Source organism: Polaribacter sp. Asnod1-A03, assembly GCF_045063585.1.
GTDB lineage: Bacteria > Bacteroidota > Bacteroidia > Flavobacteriales > Flavobacteriaceae > Polaribacter.
The window spans coordinates 421,410-442,522 of the sequence record NZ_JBEFOE010000009.1 but is presented as its reverse complement, the minus strand read 5'-3'; the positions used below and the strand labels follow the sequence as shown (position 1 = coordinate 442,522).

At 29.9% G+C, this 21,113-nt stretch carries 16 protein-coding genes; 4 read left to right on the top strand and 12 right to left on the bottom strand.

From position 1 onward, the window contains the following. Positions 1-575: 575 nt before the first annotated feature. Both ACJJVY_RS02355 and ACJJVY_RS02350 read right to left on the bottom strand, forming a co-directional pair. The gene (locus ACJJVY_RS02355) at positions 576-1,136 is read right to left on the bottom strand and encodes a type 1 glutamine amidotransferase domain-containing protein (RefSeq protein WP_405604739.1); all 561 of its coding nucleotides are present in this window, start codon (positions 1,134-1,136) and stop codon (positions 576-578) included. 70 nt (positions 1,137-1,206) lie between these two features. After that, positions 1,207-1,848, bottom strand: coding sequence for an SDR family oxidoreductase (locus ACJJVY_RS02350; protein WP_405604737.1), 642 nt, complete (start codon positions 1,846-1,848; stop codon positions 1,207-1,209). A gap of 668 nt (positions 1,849-2,516) precedes the next feature. Here ACJJVY_RS02350 and ACJJVY_RS02345 point away from each other — a divergent pair. The 3 genes from ACJJVY_RS02345 (at position 2,517) to ACJJVY_RS02335 (ending at position 5,906) form a co-directional block, all read left to right on the top strand. Beyond that, positions 2,517-3,809, top strand: coding sequence for an APC family permease (locus ACJJVY_RS02345; protein ID WP_405604735.1), 1,293 nt, complete (start codon positions 2,517-2,519; stop codon positions 3,807-3,809). Between the two features lie 98 nt (positions 3,810-3,907). Continuing rightward, positions 3,908-4,714, top strand: coding sequence for a class D beta-lactamase (blaOXA, locus tag ACJJVY_RS02340; RefSeq protein ID WP_405604733.1), 807 nt, complete (start codon positions 3,908-3,910; stop codon positions 4,712-4,714). A gap of 124 nt (positions 4,715-4,838) precedes the next feature. Further along, a complete protein-coding gene (locus ACJJVY_RS02335; protein WP_405604731.1) occupies positions 4,839-5,906 on the top strand; it encodes a serine hydrolase domain-containing protein in 1,068 nt (355 codons plus the stop codon). A gap of 314 nt (positions 5,907-6,220) precedes the next feature. Here the strand turns inward: ACJJVY_RS02335 and ACJJVY_RS02330 are convergent, their stop codons facing one another. Genes ACJJVY_RS02330 through ACJJVY_RS02310 form a run of 5 tightly spaced genes read right to left on the bottom strand, consistent with a single transcriptional unit; the run spans position 6,221 to position 12,072 of the window. Further along, positions 6,221-7,516, bottom strand: coding sequence for a DUF1566 domain-containing protein (locus tag ACJJVY_RS02330; protein ID WP_405604729.1), 1,296 nt, complete (start codon positions 7,514-7,516; stop codon positions 6,221-6,223). 32 nt (positions 7,517-7,548) lie between these two features. Continuing rightward, the gene (locus ACJJVY_RS02325) at positions 7,549-8,769 is read right to left on the bottom strand and encodes an ABC transporter permease (RefSeq protein ID WP_405604727.1); all 1,221 of its coding nucleotides are present in this window, start codon (positions 8,767-8,769) and stop codon (positions 7,549-7,551) included. A 2-nt stretch (positions 8,770-8,771) separates the two neighbouring features. After that, on the bottom strand, positions 8,772-9,515 hold the full coding sequence (locus ACJJVY_RS02320) for an ABC transporter ATP-binding protein (RefSeq protein ID WP_405604725.1): 744 nt from the start codon (positions 9,513-9,515) through the stop codon (positions 8,772-8,774). A gap of 5 nt (positions 9,516-9,520) precedes the next feature. Next, positions 9,521-10,729 carry an efflux RND transporter periplasmic adaptor subunit gene (locus ACJJVY_RS02315; protein ID WP_405604723.1) on the bottom strand — a complete coding sequence of 403 codons (1,209 nt, stop codon included), beginning with the start codon at positions 10,727-10,729 and terminating at the stop codon, positions 9,521-9,523. Between the two features lie 11 nt (positions 10,730-10,740). Beyond that, positions 10,741-12,072, bottom strand: coding sequence for a TolC family protein (locus ACJJVY_RS02310; protein WP_405604721.1), 1,332 nt, complete (start codon positions 12,070-12,072; stop codon positions 10,741-10,743). Positions 12,073-12,368: 296 nt separating this feature from the next. Here ACJJVY_RS02310 and meaB point away from each other — a divergent pair, with 296 nt between their 5' ends. After that, a complete protein-coding gene (meaB, locus tag ACJJVY_RS02305; RefSeq protein ID WP_405604719.1) occupies positions 12,369-13,373 on the top strand; it encodes a methylmalonyl Co-A mutase-associated GTPase MeaB in 1,005 nt (334 codons plus the stop codon). Positions 13,374-13,450: 77 nt separating this feature from the next. Here the strand turns inward: meaB and scpA are convergent, their stop codons facing one another. The 5 genes from scpA to ACJJVY_RS02280 form a co-directional block, all read right to left on the bottom strand. Further along, positions 13,451-15,586 carry a methylmalonyl-CoA mutase gene (scpA, locus tag ACJJVY_RS02300; protein WP_405604717.1) on the bottom strand — a complete coding sequence of 712 codons (2,136 nt, stop codon included), beginning with the start codon at positions 15,584-15,586 and terminating at the stop codon, positions 13,451-13,453. 51 nt (positions 15,587-15,637) lie between these two features. Further along, entirely contained in the window at positions 15,638-17,437 is a 1,800-nt protein-coding gene (locus ACJJVY_RS02295; protein WP_405604715.1) for a methylmalonyl-CoA mutase family protein, read from the bottom strand. Between the two features lie 315 nt (positions 17,438-17,752). Continuing rightward, positions 17,753-18,154, bottom strand: a complete 402-nt coding sequence (gene mce / locus ACJJVY_RS02290) for a methylmalonyl-CoA epimerase (protein WP_405604713.1) — start codon at positions 18,152-18,154, stop codon at positions 17,753-17,755. A gap of 1,515 nt (positions 18,155-19,669) precedes the next feature. Beyond that, a complete protein-coding gene (locus ACJJVY_RS02285) occupies positions 19,670-19,870 on the bottom strand; it encodes a hypothetical protein (RefSeq protein ID WP_405604711.1) in 201 nt (66 codons plus the stop codon). Between the two features lie 168 nt (positions 19,871-20,038). After that, positions 20,039-20,815 carry a patatin-like phospholipase family protein gene (locus tag ACJJVY_RS02280; protein WP_405604709.1) on the bottom strand — a complete coding sequence of 259 codons (777 nt, stop codon included), beginning with the start codon at positions 20,813-20,815 and terminating at the stop codon, positions 20,039-20,041. Between the last annotated feature and the right edge of the window lie 298 nt (positions 20,816-21,113).

The following is a 21,113-nucleotide window of genomic DNA, read 5'->3' as shown; positions in this document are numbered from 1 at the left end:
ACATACCATTTTGTGTTGTTAGTTTTCATAATAACTCTATCACTCAAAGTCAAGATTGCAATTTTGTCATATATTCCAGATGCTTGTGGTCCAAAAAGCTTTCAAAGAAGTGAAGAGAATTTTTATAACTGACAATGAATATATGTGTATTGAAAGTTTATAAAAGGTCAGCGTATATATGAAAATTACTCCATGCATTTGTGAGTCAATTGAATAATAATAATAATACTTACAACATGGATAAAGTTAACACAAGTTATATCCTTTGAGGTTAGAGATATTAAAAATGGAGGTTATTTAAAAAATATTGATAATAGACAAAAACAACAAATTTTTATCTAATTTATTATAAACTAACTTAAGAACAACTGACATATAAAACAACTTTTTTCTATATTAATATTGTACTAAAAGTGTTTAATCTATATCCTAAATCTATCTATACTAGAACATAGGATGATTATTAATAAATAGAAACATCTGAATAAGTATTGTAATATTTTGATTTATATTGATTAAAAAAAGGCATCCAATTAAGGATGCCTTTTTTTAATTAAATTATACAACTTTTACTATTATGCAATCTGCTCTTCATGTTTACCTTCATAAACCTCTTCAACTAATTTTGCATTAAATGCCGGTAAATCTTCGGGAGATCTACTAGTTACTAACCCAGAATCTACCACTACCTCTTCATCTACCCAATTGGCTCCTGCATTAATCATATCTGTTTTTATTGAAGCATATGATGTCATCTTTCTATCTTTTAATACATCTGCTTCGGCTAACAGCCATGGTGCATGACATATTGCTGCTACTGGTTTATGATTTTCAAAAAAAGATTTTACAAAATCTACAGCATCTTTGTTGTTTCTCAATAAATCAGGATTAATTTGACCTCCTGGTAACATTAACGCGTTATAATCTTTGTGAGACACCTCATTAATAGTTTTATCAACTTTATATGAATTACTCCAATTACCATCTGACCACCCTTTAATTTCACCAGATTGCAAGGATACAATATGCACATCTGCTCCTGCCTTTTCTAATGCCTTTTTAGGTTCACTTAATTCGCTTTCTTCAAATCCGTTTGTTGCTAATATTGCTACTGTTTTTTTATTTAAATTTTCCATGTTATAGTTTTAAAATTTTAATATTCGTATTCTTTTATTTTATTATTCATTCTAGATATATAGGTTTAACCTAATAAACGCTAACATTTAATTCATTCATAGCTTTACTTATAAACATATCTCCTTCTATAATTTCGAATGTGGTATTATATGGAGCACCATCATGTAATGCCTTTACTAAAGTTTGAGCCACATCTGCTCTACTTATTTCTCCTTCTTTATTCAATTTGTTTTTAAATTCAATTTTTCCAGTACCCTCAGAATTTTTAAGAGTTCCTGGTCTTACGATTGTGTATTTAAGTCCACTATTTCTAAGGTGTTCATCTGCATTTTGTTTCGCTTTCATGTAGTCTTTTAAATCTTTTACTGATTCAGGATTGTCAGCTCCCATAGAACTTAACATTACAAATCTGTTAATATTTGCCATTTTAGAAACTGCTATTAAGCGCTTAGCTCCTTCTTGATCAACTTCAATAACATTTTTACCACCAGATCCTGCTGCAAAAATCACTTTATCAACACCATTTATAGTATGCGTTAAATCTCCAGTTAAATCTGCTAAAACCGTATCTACTCCTTCAGATTTAAATTGATTTATTTGCTCTTTCTTTCTTACCATTGCAACGGGATTAAAATATTGTGATTCTTTTAAAAGATTAACTATTTTTTTTCCTGTGGTACCGTTGGCACCTGCTACTAATATATTTTCCATCTGTTTATTTTGTATTTACATAAAAAGTACAAATAATGACTAAGTATCATTCTACTCAATTAAAAACTCTGTTTTTAATCTTTCCTTTTTTAAACTAACAAAGGCCACTATAAAATGCTAAGTGTTATTTTTAACAACCACTCTACTTGCTTTATATGTTTTTTGTTCTATACAAAACTAAATGGAATGATTTGCTAATCTTAGCGCTAATCATTCTTATCTTGATGCAAATAATAATTTATGAAACTCTTAAGATTTTCTTAGTATCTAATTATTGTTGTGATTTTTCTTTATGTACGAAGGCCTATGTGACAACAAATAATTTATTGTTATTATTTACAGTCACCTTTTTATCTATATCTATAATTGTAAATATCATGATTGCAAAAATTTTAACAAAAGTATTTAAATCAACCATTACAATTGTTAGTCTCTATTTTTTCTCTTATAGAAGATATTTTAGAAATTTGACAATTATTTTTTATAAAAATCTTAAAAGTTGTTAGGGAATTAAATAGTTGAAAAATAATTTTAAATTATTGTGGCTAATACACTTATAAAATCTTTACGAATTTTTCTTTGTTATCAATTATTTATTAACTTTATAGCTTAACTACAACAAAGAAAATTCTACAGGCACGTTAGGCATAACTAAAAAAACAAATTGAGTGAATAAAAAAATTGGACTAAAAGATGCCGTTTTTATTGGAATTGGAGGAATGGTTGGTGGTGGAATTTTTGCTGTTCTTGGTCTTGCTGTTTCTTTAGCTAAAGGAGGAACGCCTATCGCTTTTCTTTTAGCAGGAGTAATTGCGTTATTAACAGCTTATTCATATGCTAAACTTTCAAAAAAATACCCAGAAAATGGAGGTACTGTAAGGTTTGTTCATCATCAATTTGGTAATGGTATTTTTGCAGGAGGTGTAAATAATCTTCTTTGGATTAGTTATATTGTAATGTTGGCGCTGTATGCTTCTGCGTTTGGCTCATATAGTGCTGAATTAATTTCAATTACTGGAGAAAAAGACATTGATGTAAAAATTTTTCAATCCTCTATAATTATCCTAGCATTACTAATTAATTATTTAAGCATAAAACTTGTTAGTATTATTGAGTCTGTTTCAGTAATAATAAAATTATTAATTCTAATTGCCTTTATAGGAGTTGGTTTTTATGGAATTTCTTTACATCCTGAAAATGTAAATCAACTATCAACAAAAAACTGGGAAGAACCTTTACTATTACTTTCTGGAGGAATGGTAATATTTGTTGCTTATGAAGGGTTTGAATTAATTGCAAATTCAATTTCAGATTTAAAAAACAAAGAAAAAAACACTGAGAAAGCTTATTTCTATGCCGTTGGTTTTGTCGTAATACTTTACATATTGATTGCTATCGTTACAGTAGCCGCACTTCCATTTCAACAAATTGCTAATGCACAAGAATATGTTTTAGCAAAAGCAGCCGAACCTACTTTAGGTCAAATAGGGTTTACAATAATTACCATTACAGCAATGATATCTACTTTTTCAGCAATTAATGCAACTGTTTTAGGAAGTGGAAGAGTTAACTATGATATTGCAGAGGATAAAGAATTACCAAAATATTTTTGCCACAAGTTCTGGGGAAAACCAATAGGATTTATTATTACCTCAATCTTATCTGTTATCTTGGTCAATTCAATTAATCTTCAGAGTATTTCAACTGCTGGAAGTGCTGGCTTCTTGTTGATTTTTACTATTGTTAATTATATTGGATATAAAAAACATACAATTTTAGATTCGAATAAATTCATTCATTTATTTTCAACCATACTCTGTGCATCGGCTTTTGTAACACTTTTAACACAGCAATATTCTGAAAACAAAACGGGTGTTTTGATTGCTTTTGGAATAATCCTTTTTTGTTTTCTACTTGAATTAGTCTACAAAAGAACGATATCTAACAGCATAAAAAATTAATTGTTAGTTCTAATCTAATTACGTAAATATTTGTCGTATTCTATTCGACTTTTATTAGTTAAATCATGTACAAAATCACAATAAAAGCTATCAGCAGTATGAATATAAAAATATTAAATATAGTTTTAGTAATATACCTTTTAGTTTCTTGTAATGAAAAAACTAATAAAAAAGAAATATTTAAACCCGAATTTCAATCAATTATAGATTCCAATAATGTAAACGGTTCTATTCTTATTTATGATTTCCAAAAAGATTTATTCTACTCTAATAACTTTGATTGGGCTAAAGTTGGACGATTACCTGCTTCTACATTTAAAATCCCGAATTCTATCATTGCTTTAGAAACTAAGATTGTAGAAAATGATAGTACATTATTCAAATGGAATGGAGAAAAAAGAGCTTATAAAATTTGGGAGCAAGATTTAATATTAAGAAATGCTTTTCAATATTCTTGTGTGCCATGCTATCAAGAAATTGCCAATAAAATTGGAGAAAAAAGAATGAAAAAATATCTTAATGAATTGCAATTTGGTGATATGGATGTTACCTCTGAGAATTTAGATCTATTTTGGTTAGAGGGAACATCAAAAATTAATCAATTTCAACAAATAGATTTTTTAAAACGGCTTGTTAATTCAGAATTAAAAATTTCTAAAAGAACTAAAGAAATTATGAAAAAAATATCTTTTATTGAAGAAAATAAAGGGTATAAATTGTATGGAAAAACAGGTTTATCTATTAGAAATAGTAATAATAATGGTTGGTTTGTAGGTTATATTAAATCAAAAAATAAGATTTACTTTTTTGCTACTAATATTGAACCTAATAAAAATACAAATAAAAAAATATTCCTAAATTTAAGAAAAGAAATTACTCTAAAATCTTTAGAATTAATGAAATAAATATATTTTCTAGCAACGGCTAAAATTAATACGTATTCTATACTTTATAGAAGTTTTGTGTATATTTACTAAATTACCAAATTATTTTTATTTGGTTTTTGTAAAAGAAAAAGAAAACACTATTATGATTTATAGGTTATTTATAATATTTATTCTTTCAACTATTTTAAGTTGTCAGTCCGATAATTCAATCGAGTTAGACACACCAGAAGAATCTTTATATTTCCCACCTATTAATACCAATAATTGGGAAAACATACCTCCAACTCAATTGAACTGGGATTTAAACAAACTTGTAGAATTGAAAAATTTTCTTATTGAGGAAAATACAAAATCTTTCATGGTATTGGTCAATGGAAAAATTGTAGTAGAAGAATATTATAACGGTCATACAGCAAACGATACTTGGCAATGGAATAGTGCAGGTAAAACCTTGGTAACAGCTACAACCGGTATTGCGGAACAAAATGGATTAATTGACATTAATAATAAAGTCTCTGATTATATTGGTACTGGGTGGACAAGTGCTACATTAGAACAAGAAAATTTAATTACGGTAAAGAATTTACTAACTATGACGTCTGGTCTAGATGAAGTACCTCAATTAGTGATCAAAAACAATTTAGTTCCTCTTGCAGATGCTGGAACACGTTGGGCATATGGTAACGTGTTTCAACGATTAATGAATGTAGTTGAAGATGCTAGTGGAACCGAATTTGAAAGCTATTATAATACTGAATTAGGTAATAAAATTGGTATGGTTGGATTCTGGAATAACGGATTTTTTTATCGTATTTATCATAGCAATACAAGAAGTATGGCAAGATTTGGATTATTGGCTTCTCAAAATGGAAACTGGGACGGAGAGCAAATTATTAATCAAGATTTCTTTTTAGATAGTAAAACAACTTCTCAAAGTATCAATCCAGCTTATGGTTATCTATGGTGGTTAAATGGAAAAAGTAGCTACATGCTACCATCTACTCAAACAGAATTTACAGGAAACCTAATTCCTAATGCACCTGCAGATCTGGTTGCTGCTTTAGGTAAAGATGAACAACGCATCTATATTGTACCTAGTAAAAATTTAGTAATTATAAGAATGGGTGAGGCTACGGAATCTGAAGATAATTTTGCTTTGTCTTCTTTCGACAATGTTTTCTGGGAGAAATTTAATGAAGTAATTAACTAAAAAAATGGGAATAAAAATATACATCTTACCCCCTATTCTTCCTAGTAAAGAGGAACTAATGAAAACACAAACGGAATTATTTGAAGTTATCTTCCTAAAGGAACTAACTTTAATGAAATTAATATAAAAAAACTCCTAACTATTCAAGAAAAACTAAACGCAGATCTCACAAAATTATTGCATATAAAACTCCGAAAGAAATGATGCAGAATGAATTAAAATTTGTCCCTTAATAACATCTAAAACAATAATAATTTGTTGCGTTGCAACGTTGAATCCAAGATGACCTCAACAATTTAAACTCTTATATATTTTTATTTCACATTTCTTACTAGACGCACATAATTGTAATAACGCTCTCCGCCTTCTCCTGCTGGTCCATGCTCATCTTTTGTATCAAATCTTACGGCTCCTGCTCCATGGAAATCTAATCCTTTAGGATTTACAGCTCTACCAAATGCTACATACCAAGCATAATAATAAGGTTTTCCTTTTTGAAATCTTGCTGATGTACTTGTCCAAAAATACGGATAATCTTTATCTCCATTTTCATTGATAATTTCAGAAATAGCAAATATCGGATTGATTGCTGCTCCTTCATTACTAGAATCCTCAGCACCTGGTGCATAAGTATAATCTACAATACCTTGTAATTCTTTTACGTTTGGCAAACGCCAATCGGAATATCCTGCCAATTCAGATTCTTCTGCATAAGCCAAAGCATTTTTCCAATCTAACCCTTTTTCACTATCTTTCGTAGACCACATTAAGCCTGTTGATTTATCTGTAATTGTTTTATCTTCATTAACTACAAAATCATTTATTCCGTAAATATTTCCACGAACTGCACGCACATGTTTTAACATTGGGTTTCCTGATGGACGCTCCCCATTTCCTGGAGGTGGTGGTCGATTTTCATCTTTTTGCTCTCCCTGTTGCCCTTGTGGATTTTGATTTCCTGGAGGTGGACCTTTTCGTTCTCCTCTACCTTTAGGTTCTTCTCCTGGATATGCTTTAATATGACCAGTAGCATGATTGACTCCAAAAGCAGCTGTATATCCACCTTCTTCTGTATGACCAATATATGGGTTATCTGCCCAATATTGCTCACTCTTATCTACATGTTTATTATTAACTAACGAAAAACAAGAAGTATTTAAATAAGGCCAACCTTTGCTAAAATCACTAATAGAATACAATTCTTTTAGTGTAGGCATTCTCCAATCATTATAACCACCCAATTCTAAATTCTCTACATACTCTTTTGCTCCTTGCCAATCAAAACCTTGTGTAGTTGGGATTTCTTGCCACATTAACCCAGAATTTAAATCTGAGACAGTTCCGTCTTCATTTTTCTTAAAAGACATCTCTTTCCCTTTTAAATAATTTGCATCTTGTCCATAAAGAGGATCTCCTGGATTTAAATCATTTAAAATTTCACCATCTTCTCCATAAGCTACCACTTGTCCTGTTGCTATTTGTGTATAATTAGATTTTGTTGTTACAGCTTCTTTTGTATTCTTTTTTTTATTGGTACAAGATTCTATTGTAACAACAACTAATAGCAAACACATTGTTTTTAAAGCTGTTCTATTTATTATCGTTTTCATTTTTATACTATTTTATGACTAATGTTGATTTTTTACTCGTAACGTAAAGCTGTAATTGGGTCTAATGCTGATGCTTTACGTGCTGGATACCATCCGAAGAAAATACCTGTTACAGCACATACTGCAAACGAAATAACAATAGAATACATAGCAACACTTGTTGGCCAATGTAAAAATTGTTCTATAAAAACCGTGGCGGAGAGTCCTAAGAGAACTCCTAAAAGTCCCCCAGTAATACTTATTAAAATGGCTTCTATTAAAAACTGCATTAAAATATCTGCTCCTTTTGCTCCTACCGCCATTCGCAAACCAATTTCTTTGGTACGCTCTTTTACCGAAACATACATAATATTCATAATACCAATACCTCCAATCAATAAAGAAATACTTGCGACAGCTACCAATAAAATGGTTAACATTTCACTTGTAGAACTAAAAGTAGAAATTAATTCTTCCATAGAACGAACAGAAAAATCATCTTCCTCATTGTCCATTAATTTGTGTTGGCTACGTAAAATAGCAGTTACTTCTGTTACTGCTTCTGGTGCATCATCTTCACTAATTGCAGAAGCCATAATCTGATTTAAATAGTCTATAGCCAAAATACGTTTTTGAACTGTAGTATAAGGAGCTATTACAACATCATCTTGATCTTGTCCAAACGTATTTTCTCCTTTTTCTTCTAACACCCCTATTACTTTAAACGGAATGTTATCAAAACGAATCATTTGTCCTACAGGATCTTGACCATCAGGAAAAACATTGTCTACTACGGTTTGACCAATTAATGCAACTTTAGATGCAGACTGCACCTCAACATCTGTAAACATAGAACCACTTTGTAAATCCACCACTTTAATGTCTAAATATTCTGGATTAACCCCATAAATAGTACTTGGCCAGTTGTTAGAGCCGCTAATTACTTGACCGCCACCATTTACAACTGGTGTCATAAAACTTAACAGGCTTGTTTGTTCTTTAATCTTTTCGTAATCTTTAAGTGTAAGCGTTTGTACATCTCCTCCACTCCCTCTTGCAGGACCTCTTGTATCTGCACCAGGTCTTATAGTAATCATATTAGAACCCATACTAGAAATGGTAGTACGTATGCTTTCTTTAGATCCTTCTCCAATTGCCAACATTGCAATTACAGAAGCAACACCAATAATGATTCCTAACATGGTTAACAATGTTCTTGTTTTATTAAGAACAATAGCTTTAAAAGCAATTTTAAGTAAGTTTAATAGTCTCATAATTAATGGTCTTCTTTAGGTAGTTTTGCTAATTCATTTGCAGCAGACTGTACCTTGTTATTTTTATAATCTTGCATAACGTGGCCATCTTTTAAAACCACTGTTCTGCTACTAAAAGTTGCAATATCTGGCTCATGCGTAACAAAAGTAATCGTGATTCCTTTTTTGTTTAATTCTTGAAACAAAGACATAATTTCATACGATGTACGTGTATCTAAGTTTCCAGTAGCCTCATCTGCTAATATCATTACCGGATTGTTTACTAAAGATCTTGCAATAGCAACACGCTGTTGTTGTCCTCCAGAAAGTTGAGATGGAGTATGGTGTAATCTTTCTCCTAACCCTACCATTTTTAATGCTTTTATAGCTCTTTCTCTTCGTTCTTCTGTAGAAACCTTACTGTTATATAATAAAGGTAATTCTACGTTTTCTATAGCAGATGTTCTTGCTAATAAGTTATACGATTGAAAAATAAAACCTATTTTTTCGTTTCTGATAGTTGCTAATTCATTTCTACTTAAATCTTTAACACTTACATTGTCAATTTCATACAAACCAGATGTTGGTTGATCTAAACATCCTAAGATATTTAACATGGTACTTTTACCAGAACCACTAGAACCCATTATGGTTACAAACTCCCCTTCATTTATAGTAAACGAAATCCCTTTAAGCGCATGAACCGTTTCGGTGCCCATGGTAAACTCTCGCTTTAAATCTTCTATTTTTATAATTTCTTTGCTCATTGCTATTATTTTTTTCCTGGTGGTTTTGGCATAAAAGGACTCTCATTAGATCCTCCTGGTCCTCCTGGATTTCCTTCTGATCTAGAAATAGCTTTTAAACTATACACTAATTCATCACCAACATTTATTCCACTTAAAATTTGAACATTTACCCCATCACTAGCACCTAATGTTACTGTTTTTTCTGTTATACTTCTATCCGTACCTAATACCCAAAGTGTTTTACTTTTACTTGCTGTATTTACAGTAGTTTCTGGTAAATTATGATGTAAATTATACGTTGATAAAGTTTCTGCTTCTGGTTTAAAATTAATAGCTTTTGCTTCTGCAGACAATACATTTTTTAACTCTAAAGTATACACAGAAATTGTTGCTGTTAAACCTGGTTTCAACTTTAAATCTTCATTATCAGCTTTAATTACCACTGTATAAGTAACTACATTAGAGGTTACTGTTGGGTCTAAACGTACTTGCGTTACTACACCATTAAATGTTTCTCCTATATAAGCATCTACAGTAAACTCTACTCTTTGTCCTTCTTGTACTTGTCCTATATCCGCTTCATCTACGTCTGCTTCTACTTGCATTTCTTTTAAGTCTTGTGCAATTGTAAATAAGGTTGGAGTACTGTAGCTTGCTGCAACTGTTTGTCCTTCTTCAATATCTTTAGATAATACTACTCCGTCTATTGGCGAGTATATATTTGCATATCCTAAATTGGTAATGGCAGATTGTAAGTCTGATAAACGTTGTGTTACCGTTCCTTTTGCAGTTTCATAATCATACACAGCATCATCAAAATCAGATTTACTAATTACTTGACTATTGTATAACGATTTTTGTCTTTCATAAATAGTTTTCATATATTTTCTTTGTGTTACCGCATTGTCATAAGAAGCTTGTGCTTGTGTTTTAGCTGCTTTTAAATTTGTCTTATCTAACTCTGCAATTAACTGCCCTTCTTTAACAACACTATTATAATCTACATATACTTTTTCTACAACTCCAGATACTTGTGTACCTACATCAACTTGGTTTATTGGCTCTATTGTTCCTGTTGCAGTAACCATTGTTGTTACATCAGATTTTTTTGCAGTAATTGTTTTTGGTTCTATAATGATTGCATCATCTCCTTTTATTAAAAAAAGATAAGCTGCAAAAGCAATTACAGCAATTGCTACACTGCTTATTATGATATTTTTTTTAGTTTTCATGAGAGTATTAATTAAAGTTTAATGTCGTTTCCTTGATAAAATTGTAATAATTGATGATATAAAATATTTAAATACTTAGCTTGTAAATAATTTTGTTGTGCATTGGTGTATGTATTTTGGCTAATTACTAAATCTGTAGTACTTAAATCGCCTAACTCATATTTCTTTTGTGCTAACTTGTAACTTTGTTCTGCTGCTGCTTTAGAAGCTTCTGATGCAATTACTTGCTCTTGAGAAGACAATGCGTTTTGATAAGCCGTTTCTACCTTTTTATAAACTTCTTTTTCGGTAGTTAGTTTTTGTATTTCTGCTTTTTCTATATTAATGTTTGCTGTTTTTACTGCCGCTTTTGTTTGATTTCTGTTAAAAATTGGTATTGTTAAAGACAAACCCAATTTTTGATTAAAGTTGATATCAAACTGATCAGAAAAAGTACTATCATCTACACTTGTGTAACCAGAACCTAAACTACCAGATAACTCTAATGTTGGCAAAAAGCCTCCTTTAGTAATTTCTAATTGTTTTTTGTTAGCATCCACATTTAAATTACTCGATTTAATTTCTGGTAAATAACCTAAAGCATTTTTGTATACTTCTACTTTATTTAATTCGATATTTAATAAGTCTAAATTATCATCTACACTTTCTATCTCCATTTCATCCATTGGCGATAATTCTAATAATTGCTTTAGTACAATAATGTATTGTTGATAATCGTTTTTGGCTGCAATAACATTGTATTTATTGGTTGCAGCCTGACTTTGAGCTTCTGTATAGTCACTTAATGCAATAGTACCAGCATCTAATCTCGCTTTAGCTCTTAAAACTTCTTTTTCTGACACAGATAAATTATTTTCTGCTACAGCAATACTTTCTTTGCTATATAAAGTCTGTAAATAAGTTTCTAAAATTGTTAAAACAATATTGTTTTTTTCTACTTCTTCATCAAAAACACTTTGGTCAAATAATATTTTATTTTGCTTAATTTGATTGTTGATCTGATTTCCTTGAAACAAAGTCATAGAAGTGTTAATTCCCACATTTGTACTATGTATTTGGTCTGTTACATAATTACTTGTAATAGGATCAATAGTATTCCCGTTAGAAAAACTTTGTGATGCACTACCAAAAAGGTTTGGTAATTTTGATGATTTTGATGTGTTATAATCAACCTCTGCAATATTTTTATTCAAAGCTGCATCCTTAATAGTAATGTTATTTTCTAAAGCATAATCTATACTTTCTTGTAAAGACCAAACTTTGGTAGATGGTTTTGTAGCTGTTTCTTGTGCAAAACCTAATTGCACTAAAAACAAACTTGCTATAATTACGAATGATTTCATTTTTCGGTGTTTTAATTTAACACTTCAAAGATGTAACTATATGTATTCTTATAAAATAAGAATAGAAGTTTAGCGCAATTGACTATACAGAAAGTCCTTTTTTATCGATGAGTTTTAAAAGATGTTTATTTATAGCATTAACCCTCAAATTTGCCATAAAATAATAATTGCCTGTTATATAAAAATTGCTATTTAATTTGTAGAAGAAAAATATTTTATGTCATACTTTTTTTATTTTATTATTATCTTTGTTATCCTAAAAATTTTTGATAATTGCAGCTTATTATATCTCAAAAATGAAAAAATATAAATCTAAAAATAGATTAACATCAAAAGCTTATATCGATGGAGTTTTAAAAGGTGATAGAGTTATTTTGTCTAGAGCAATTACAATTATCGAAAGTAATTTAGAAGGTGATAAAATATTAGCTAAAGAAATAGTTCAAGAAATATTACCAAATTCTGGGAAATCGATTCGTATTGGTATTACGGGAGTTCCCGGAGTTGGTAAAAGTACTTTTATAGAAGTCTTTGGTTTGCATTTAGTAAATGAAGGACATAAAGTTGCAATATTATCTATAGATCCAAGTAGTCAACGTTCTAGAGGTAGTATTTTGGGAGATAAAACTCGAATGGAAGAATTGGCTATTTTACAAGAAGCGTATATTAGACCTTCTGCCTCTGGTGATACTTTAGGAGGTGTTTCCAACAAAACAGGAGAAACAATGTTGCTTTGTGAAGCTGCTGGATATGATATTATTTTAATTGAAACTGTTGGTGTTGGGCAATCTGAAACTGCTGTACATGGAATGACAGATTTCTTTTTATTGTTGATGTTATCTGGTGCTGGTGATGAATTACAAGGAATTAAAAAAGGAATTATGGAAATGGCTGATATGGTTATCATTAATAAAGCCGATGGAGATAATATGAGAATGAGTCAAATGGCTAGATTACAATACCAAAATGCGCTTCATATTTTTCCAGAATCTGAGTCCGGTTGGAGTCCTGTGGTAACTACTGCTTCTGCAATAAAAAATATAGGGATTTCTAATGTTTGGGATGAAGTTTTAAAATTTAAAAAATTGGTTAATGAGAATGGTTATTTCTTAAAAAATAGAAATCACCAACAAATAAAATGGATGTATAATAATATTAATGAAGAATTAAAACAATTGTTTTATGGTTCAAAAAAAATTAAAAGCGAGCTTTCAATTTTAGAAAAGGATATTGTTTCTGCAAAAATTTCGCCAGTTAAAGCGGCACAAAAAATACTTGAAGATTTTAAAAAATCACTTTAATTTAATTTTGTAATATAAAATTACAAAAAAATCTAAACAATAAATGTTTGGGATTTTTAGTATCTATAATTTAAAACTTATTCTTTCTCTAAATACTTTTCCATAATTGTAATCGCAGCTTCAGAAATTACAGTACCAGGTCCAAATACAGCAACTACTTTTCTTTCGAATAAATAATCATAATCTTTTGCAGGTATAACTCCACCAGCAAAAACCATAATATCTGGTCTTCCTAATTTTTCTAATTCACCAATTAATTGAGGAATTAAGGTTTTGTGCCCAGCTGCTAAACTAGATGCTCCAACAAAATGTACATCATTTTCTACAACTTGTTTTGCAACTTCTTCTGGAGTTTGAAATAAACCTCCCATATCTACATCAAAACCTAAATCTGCAAAACTAGAAGCAACAACTTTTGCACCTCTATCATGTCCATCCTGACCCATTTTTGCAATCATAACTCTTGGTCTGCGACCTTCAATTTCTGCAAATTTATCAGTCATTTTTTGCGCTTTCGCAAACACACTATCGTCATTTACTTCTTTTCCGTACACTCCACTTATCAATTTAGTATCTGCTTTGTGCCTACCAAAATGAACTTCTAAAGCATCAGATATTTCACCTAATGTAGCAAAATTTTCTGTACATTCAACAGCTAAAGCCAATAAATTACCTTCACCTCCTCCAGCACAATTCTCTAATGCTTTAAGTTTTTTAGCAACTACATCAAAATTGCGCTCAGCCTTCATTTTATTTAAACGTGCAATTTGAGAATCTCTAACAACCGTATTATCAACTTCTAAAATTTCAATATTTGATTCTTCAGTTGTTTTAAATTTATTTACTCCAACTAAAATATCTTGCCCCGAATCTAAACGCGCTTGTTTACGAGCAGAAGCTTCTTCTATACGTAATTTTGGAACACCAGTTTCAATAGCTTTTGCCATTCCTCCTAGTTCTTCTATTTCTTCAATTAATTTCCAAGCTTTCTTTGCTATTTCTTGCGTTAAATACTCAACATAATAAGACCCAGCCCAAGGGTCAACAGATTTGGTCATCTGTGTTTCATCTTGAATAAATATTTGCGTATTACGTGCTATTCTAGCCGAAAAATCTGTAGGTAAAGCAATTGCCTCATCCAATGCATTTGTATGTAAAGATTGTGTTCCTCCCAATGTTGCAGCCATTGCTTCAATACAAGTACGAGCTACGTTATTAAAAGGATCTTGCTCACTTAGACTCCAACCAGATGTCTGACTATGTGTGCGCAATGCCATAGATTTTGGGTTTTTAGGATTAAACGTTTTTATGATTTTTGCCCATAGCATACGCGCCGCACGCATTTTTGCGATTTCCATAAAGTGATTCATACCAACGGCCCAGAAGAATGATAAACGAGGCGCAAATTCATCAATTTTTAAACCTGACTTTAATCCAGTTCTAATGTACTCCATTCCATCGGCTAAAGTGTATGCTAATTCAATATCTGCGGTTGCACCAGCTTCTTGCATATGGTAACCACTAATAGAAATGGAATTAAATTTAGGCATATTTTTAGTCGTATAATCAAAAATATCACCAATAATTCGCATAGAAGGTGCTGGTGGATAAATATAAGTGTTACGCACCATAAATTCTTTTAGAATATCATTCTGAATCGTTCCTGAAAGCTTATCTAAAGATACACCTTGTTTTTTAGCCGCTGCAATATAAAATGCCATAATTGGTAATACAGCACCATTCATTGTCATAGAAACAGACATCTTATCTAATGGAATTTGATCGAACAAAATTTCCATATCTAATATAGAATCTATAGCAACACCTGCTTTACCAACATCACTAGTTACACGTGGATGATCAGAATCATAACCACGGTGTGTTGCTAAATCAAAAGCTACTGAAAGTCCTTTTTGACCTGCAGCTAAATTTCTTCTGTAAAAAGCATTTGACTCTTCTGCAGTTGAAAATCCGGCATATTGACGAATTGTCCAAGGACGCATTGCATACATGGCGCTATAAGGTCCTCTTAAAAAAGGAGGCACACCGGCTGTATAATGTAAATGTTCAGCTTCTGAAATATCTTCTTTTGTAAAATGTTTTTTTACAGGTATGCCTTCAGGAGTATTCCAAACGTCTTTAGTCTCTTCTTTAGTTTCAACTGTATGTTTTACAGCTGAGTTTAATGTTATATCTGAAAAATCGGGTTTCATGTCGTTTTTATTTAGAGATTTCAATAGTTACATGCATTCGCAAAAGCAATTTCATACTTCTAAAGATTTAAAGGTTTTTTGGAGTTTTTTCTGAATAGCAGAAAGTGTTACAAGAACATCTGTTCTCATATTAACCACACCATCTAAGCCCGCTTCAGTTAATTCGTCCATGTTTTTTGGTGCGCCTGCTAACAATAATACTTTGTCTTTATTAAGCTTCCTAAATGTATTTATAAACTCTAATGCGGTAGCATCATAATCATCATCAGAACTACAAATTACAACCACATGCGCTTCTGATTTTGCACTTTTGGTAGCCGCTACATTAGCATTTTCAAAACTTTCTTCTTGGTGAACATCAAAACCACTAACGCCAATAAAATCGTAAACAAATGCAGCTCTCGCTTTACGCATTGTTAAATTACCATAACTCGCTAATTGTACAATAGGACGCACATTGGTTTCATCTACTAACTCTTCAGTAACTCTACGCATCTCCTCTATTTCTAAAGATGCACGACGTGGTGTTAATACTTTTGGGTTTGAAGTAGCCCCTTTAGAAAGGAGATTTTTGTCTACAGTTTCCATAAGGTTTGGATATTTATTTATTCCAACCATAGCTATACGACGTTGACTAATTAATTTCAGCTTTTTTAAACGGATTTCAGCTATTTGCTGCTGAATGGTTTCGTTTTCAAACACGGTAAAGAAACCACCATCACTTTCAATGGATTTAAATAATTCTAAAGCTTTTTCTGCTATTTTAGAACTAACTTCTTCAATATAATAAGAACCATCAACAGGATTTGATACTTTACCAAAGTAAGATTCTTCTCTTAAAATGGTTGTAATATTACCTGCAATTCGACTTGAAAAATCAGAAGGGTTCTTAAACTCTTTATCGTATGCATCAATTAAAACACCATCTACATTTCCTAATATAGCAGACATGGCTTCGGTAGTACAACGTAACAAATTGGTTTCTGCATCGGTAATAGACTTACTCCAAATAGACGTTTTAGCAGTAATTGTATTGCTAAAATCTATAACATTGTATTTAGCTGCGATTTCACCTAATAAGTTATTGAAAGCTCTAAATTTTCCTATTTCAACAAAATATTCTAAACCAATTGCAAGCTTTACATTTAAATGATCAAAAACACTTTGAACAGCAACACCCTTTTCTTTTAATTTTTCAATTAGAAAAACCAAAGAGCTTAACGTGTAAGCTATTTCTTGAACTTGATTAGCTCCAGAATCTAAATATTCTGTTCCGGAAACTGTAAGAACTTTAAGATTTGGAAAATAGGTTACTAATGATATTAACTCGGCAATCACTTCTATTTGATTTTCATCAAAAGTACCTGTTGTCACATAATTAGAAATTAAACCTGTGTCAATAAAACCTTTTAAATTTTCTCCTTTAGAAAAGGCAACCAATTCTTTAGTAAAAGTAACAGCATCAATATCTAATTTAAAAGATACCTCGATTTCATTCAAATTAATACCTTTTAATAATTCTGCAACGGATACACTTTCTTTTAATTCAAAAACAACACCATTAAGACCTTCTTTTACAGCTATTAATGCTAATTCATTACCTTTAGAAGCAGATGTAACAATAATACTTCTATAGTTGACTAAAGCCTGAGAATTTTCACCTGTATTTTTAAGCTGAGTTATTGTGTCTTCACTCGTATAACAAGGCTGTATATTAAGACCTGTTAAGTTTTTCCAAACAAGTTTTCTGTCAAAATCTGCACCTTTTAAATCTACGGTCAATCTTTCCATCCATTGTTCTTTAGAAACATGTGGGAAATCTGAAAAAAGTGGTTTGTATTTAGTATTCAAAATATTAAAATTATTTAATTTATAGTTATAATTATCATAATAAATCGCATATAAAATCAAGTGTAATTTCAAGAACAAATTATTACAAATAAAGCTTTAAAACTTACTCAATATTGACTCATATAATTGCTTATTGCTACAAAATATCAACTTGTATTTTATTAAAACACTATTTAAATATAGGTAAATTGTTAAAAAAAAAGATAAATCATTTGTCTTAGCCAATATATGTTTGTTACGTTTATTATGATTGATATATTCTTAGCTCTCATGAAAATTATTATTGCTAGTTTTCTCTTTAAATTTTAATTAATACTATTTAGAACATAATTCTGTAAGTACACCAAAGGTAAATTTAGGATTAAGAAAACCTATATCCAAACCTTCCGCTCCTTTTTTAGATTGATTATCAATTAAGCGAACTCCTCTCTCTTTTGCTATCTTTAGAGCTTTATCAACATTCTCTACAGCAAAAGCAATATGATGAATTCCTTGCCCCTTCTTTGCAATATATTTTCCTATGGGACCTTCTGGAGATGTACTTTCTAATAACTCAATTTTTGTGCTACCTACCCAAAAGAAAGCAATCTTCACTTTCTGATCAACTACCTCTTCTCTTGAATAACATTTTAATCCTAAAACAGTTTCGTAATATTTTATGGATTCTTCTAAATTTTCAACAGCAATACCTAAATGTTCTATGTGTGAAATATTCATAATAATTATTTTTCTTTAACAAATTTAGTTTTTAATTTGAAATATTCATAATAATTTTAATCTATCTATGAACTTTATTACTAATGAAGCATTATTATTAAATAAATATCTTTAAAATAATTTAAAGAACATTATATTTCGTTTAATAAAAAAACCTTTATTATATAAATTTATAATGAATATTTTAGCCACCAATAAGTTCGAAGTGTTCTTTTAAATTTCAAAATTAATATATTTATAGATATGAAATACAAGAAATTAACCTTTAATTTGAAGTTAGAAATATTATCTGTGATTGTTAAATCCTGCCGAAAATGCAGTGTAAGTACTGCCTCTTTTTACAGTTGGAAAAAGAAATCTGAGCACAAAGGCTAAGCAGGTTTAAAAGCAACACATAACACTAAAAGCAAATAACTTGAATAGGGTGAATAAGAGAATCGAGTATTAAGAAAATTGTTAATCGATAGAGAAATCTAGCTTGAAGTTCAACGTGAACTTTTAAAAAAAAGTTTGTGACGTCTGATCCTAGAAATATTTAGTGGAAGCCATTTGTCAGAAAAATAAGTGTAGTAAGAACAAAGTTATAGAAATGTGGTATTTATCGAGTAGCTATTGCAGAGAGATTAGCTGTGGTAAAAAGTGTAATAAAGAGAATTTTCACAAAATGAAAGGTTTGTATTGCAAGACAATTTAATAACCTCTATAAAACAAATTTAAAAGCACGGATTTATAGACTATTGTTATCTATTAATAACCATTAGTCATAAAAAGTTGTATAGAGTTATGAATGAAGAAAGCTTAATAACAGAATAGAAGTAGTACTGGATGCAAATTTATAATGTTTAGGAAAGTCTACATTTAAAATACCTGGAGATAGATATAAAATGGTTTGAGTACCAAGGATGGATAAAAATGCTTATGCACTCTCAATTATAAACCTTCACACACGTTAAATATAAAAAGACTATTTTTCTTTTAGAAGTAAACAAAATCACGTCATAGCTCTAATCTCTGAATTCTTTGGAAATTATGATTATCCTACTAAGTGTGATTGTTAAAAGTGATAATTGAAGTCAATTTACAGCAAAAAATGGACCTGAATATTTAGGTTTAATAGATGTACAACCAGAATTTAAACACATTATAACACAATAATAAAACGCACACATGGAAGTCTATAACGGAATATTAAAAAATAAGTCTTTAAAAGGTTCAACTCTCTATATTTTTGGAGAGATACAATAAATACTAAAACGTTGTGTTAAATTACATAACAATAAAAGGCTTCACAGATTGTTGCGACACATAACACCAATACAAAAAATGGAATGTCGATAAAAAGCTAATTATAATGAAAATTTAACTGCATAATTTATAATTGAAATTTAAAAGATTACTCTTATTTTACAGAGATAAAACAAGTAAAAGCAAGGATTTTAATAAAATATTTATAATTAAACCCCTTAATTTAATAATACACTACTATTCAATTTTTATATTATTAAATACATTATATTAACTTTTCTTAACAAAAACACCTGCTAAAAGTGTAACAATACCAATACCTAAAGTTATATAAGCATTTGTATTATCTTGAGATTCAAATTCTGCAATCCCAATATCTAAAGATGCTTCTGGATTAATTAATTCATATCCTCCGTATATTAAAAGTCCAATACCAGCTATAATTAAAATTGTTTTTATCAATGTGTTCATAATTATTTTTTTGATTAAGTTTTATTATGATACAAATATAAGTTGCTTATAAAGTGTAGTTTTGCTCATATAAACTTCTTCTTAACTCATATAATTTTTTAAAATAAATGAGTTAATGCAAATCAGAACTTAATTAAGCTTAAAAAAAATAAATTTATTTAAAACGAATTAGATCAAATTAAGATACTCTTTGGCTGAATTATAAATTTTTTCGGCTTCTTTATTATCTAAACCAGAGAAAGTTGATAAAGGGAAACTAATGGTTGTTTTGGTAAAATCAAATTTAAAACTTTCGGCAGAATGTGCTCGTAAATAAGTAGCTTGAGTAATTACTTTTAAAGTTGTGTTTAATTCTTGTGCAGTTTTTACAGAAGGCTCACTAACATAACTTCCTATAATTGGTAAGTCTGACGCCAAAAAAGGTTTTACAGGAAAATTATCTATAATACCACCATCTGAATATAATATTTTATTGATTTTAATCGGACTAAAAATACCAGGAATTGCACAAGATGCTAGTACTGGTTTTAATAACTTTCCTTTGCTAAAGTAGCGTGGTTTTCCATTTTGCATATTAGAAGCAACAATATAAATAGGTATATCCAGTTCGGTAAACTTCGCTTTTATTTGATTTTCTATAATCGATTTAAATAAAATAGTATCAAAAATACCTGCTTTTTTAATACTAAAAAATGAAAATTTAAAAAGACTTGTTTTTTTAAATATTGATAAAATTTCTTGAGTAGAAACTCCTGAAGCATATAAAGAAGCTACCAACGCACCACCACTACTACCAGAAATTGCATTAATAGTTAAACCTAATTCTTCTATTTTTTCTAAAATGGCCAAGTGAGCTGCACACTTTACACCACCTCCTGATAATACTAAATTGATAGGTGTATTTTTATTTAATTTATGAAGCCTTATGACACTTTTATTTTCCAATTTTAATAATTTATTTAGTGTATTTTATCACCTTAAACTTTGAGTAAATATAGTTTTTATATTAGAAATATAAGAAATTAAAATGTTCTTAATTTATTTATTACTTCTTTATAATAAGTTTAGTTTAAAATAGTAAATGTTCAATTTTATCCTCATTATATACATCGGTATGTGCATTATTATAACTTACCCTATCATTGTCAAAATAAAGATCTAATTGATTCTTATGAAGTTCTTATACTGCCAACTCATAAAGAATATATAAACCTTTTTCTACTAAAGACCAATGTTGTCCGTA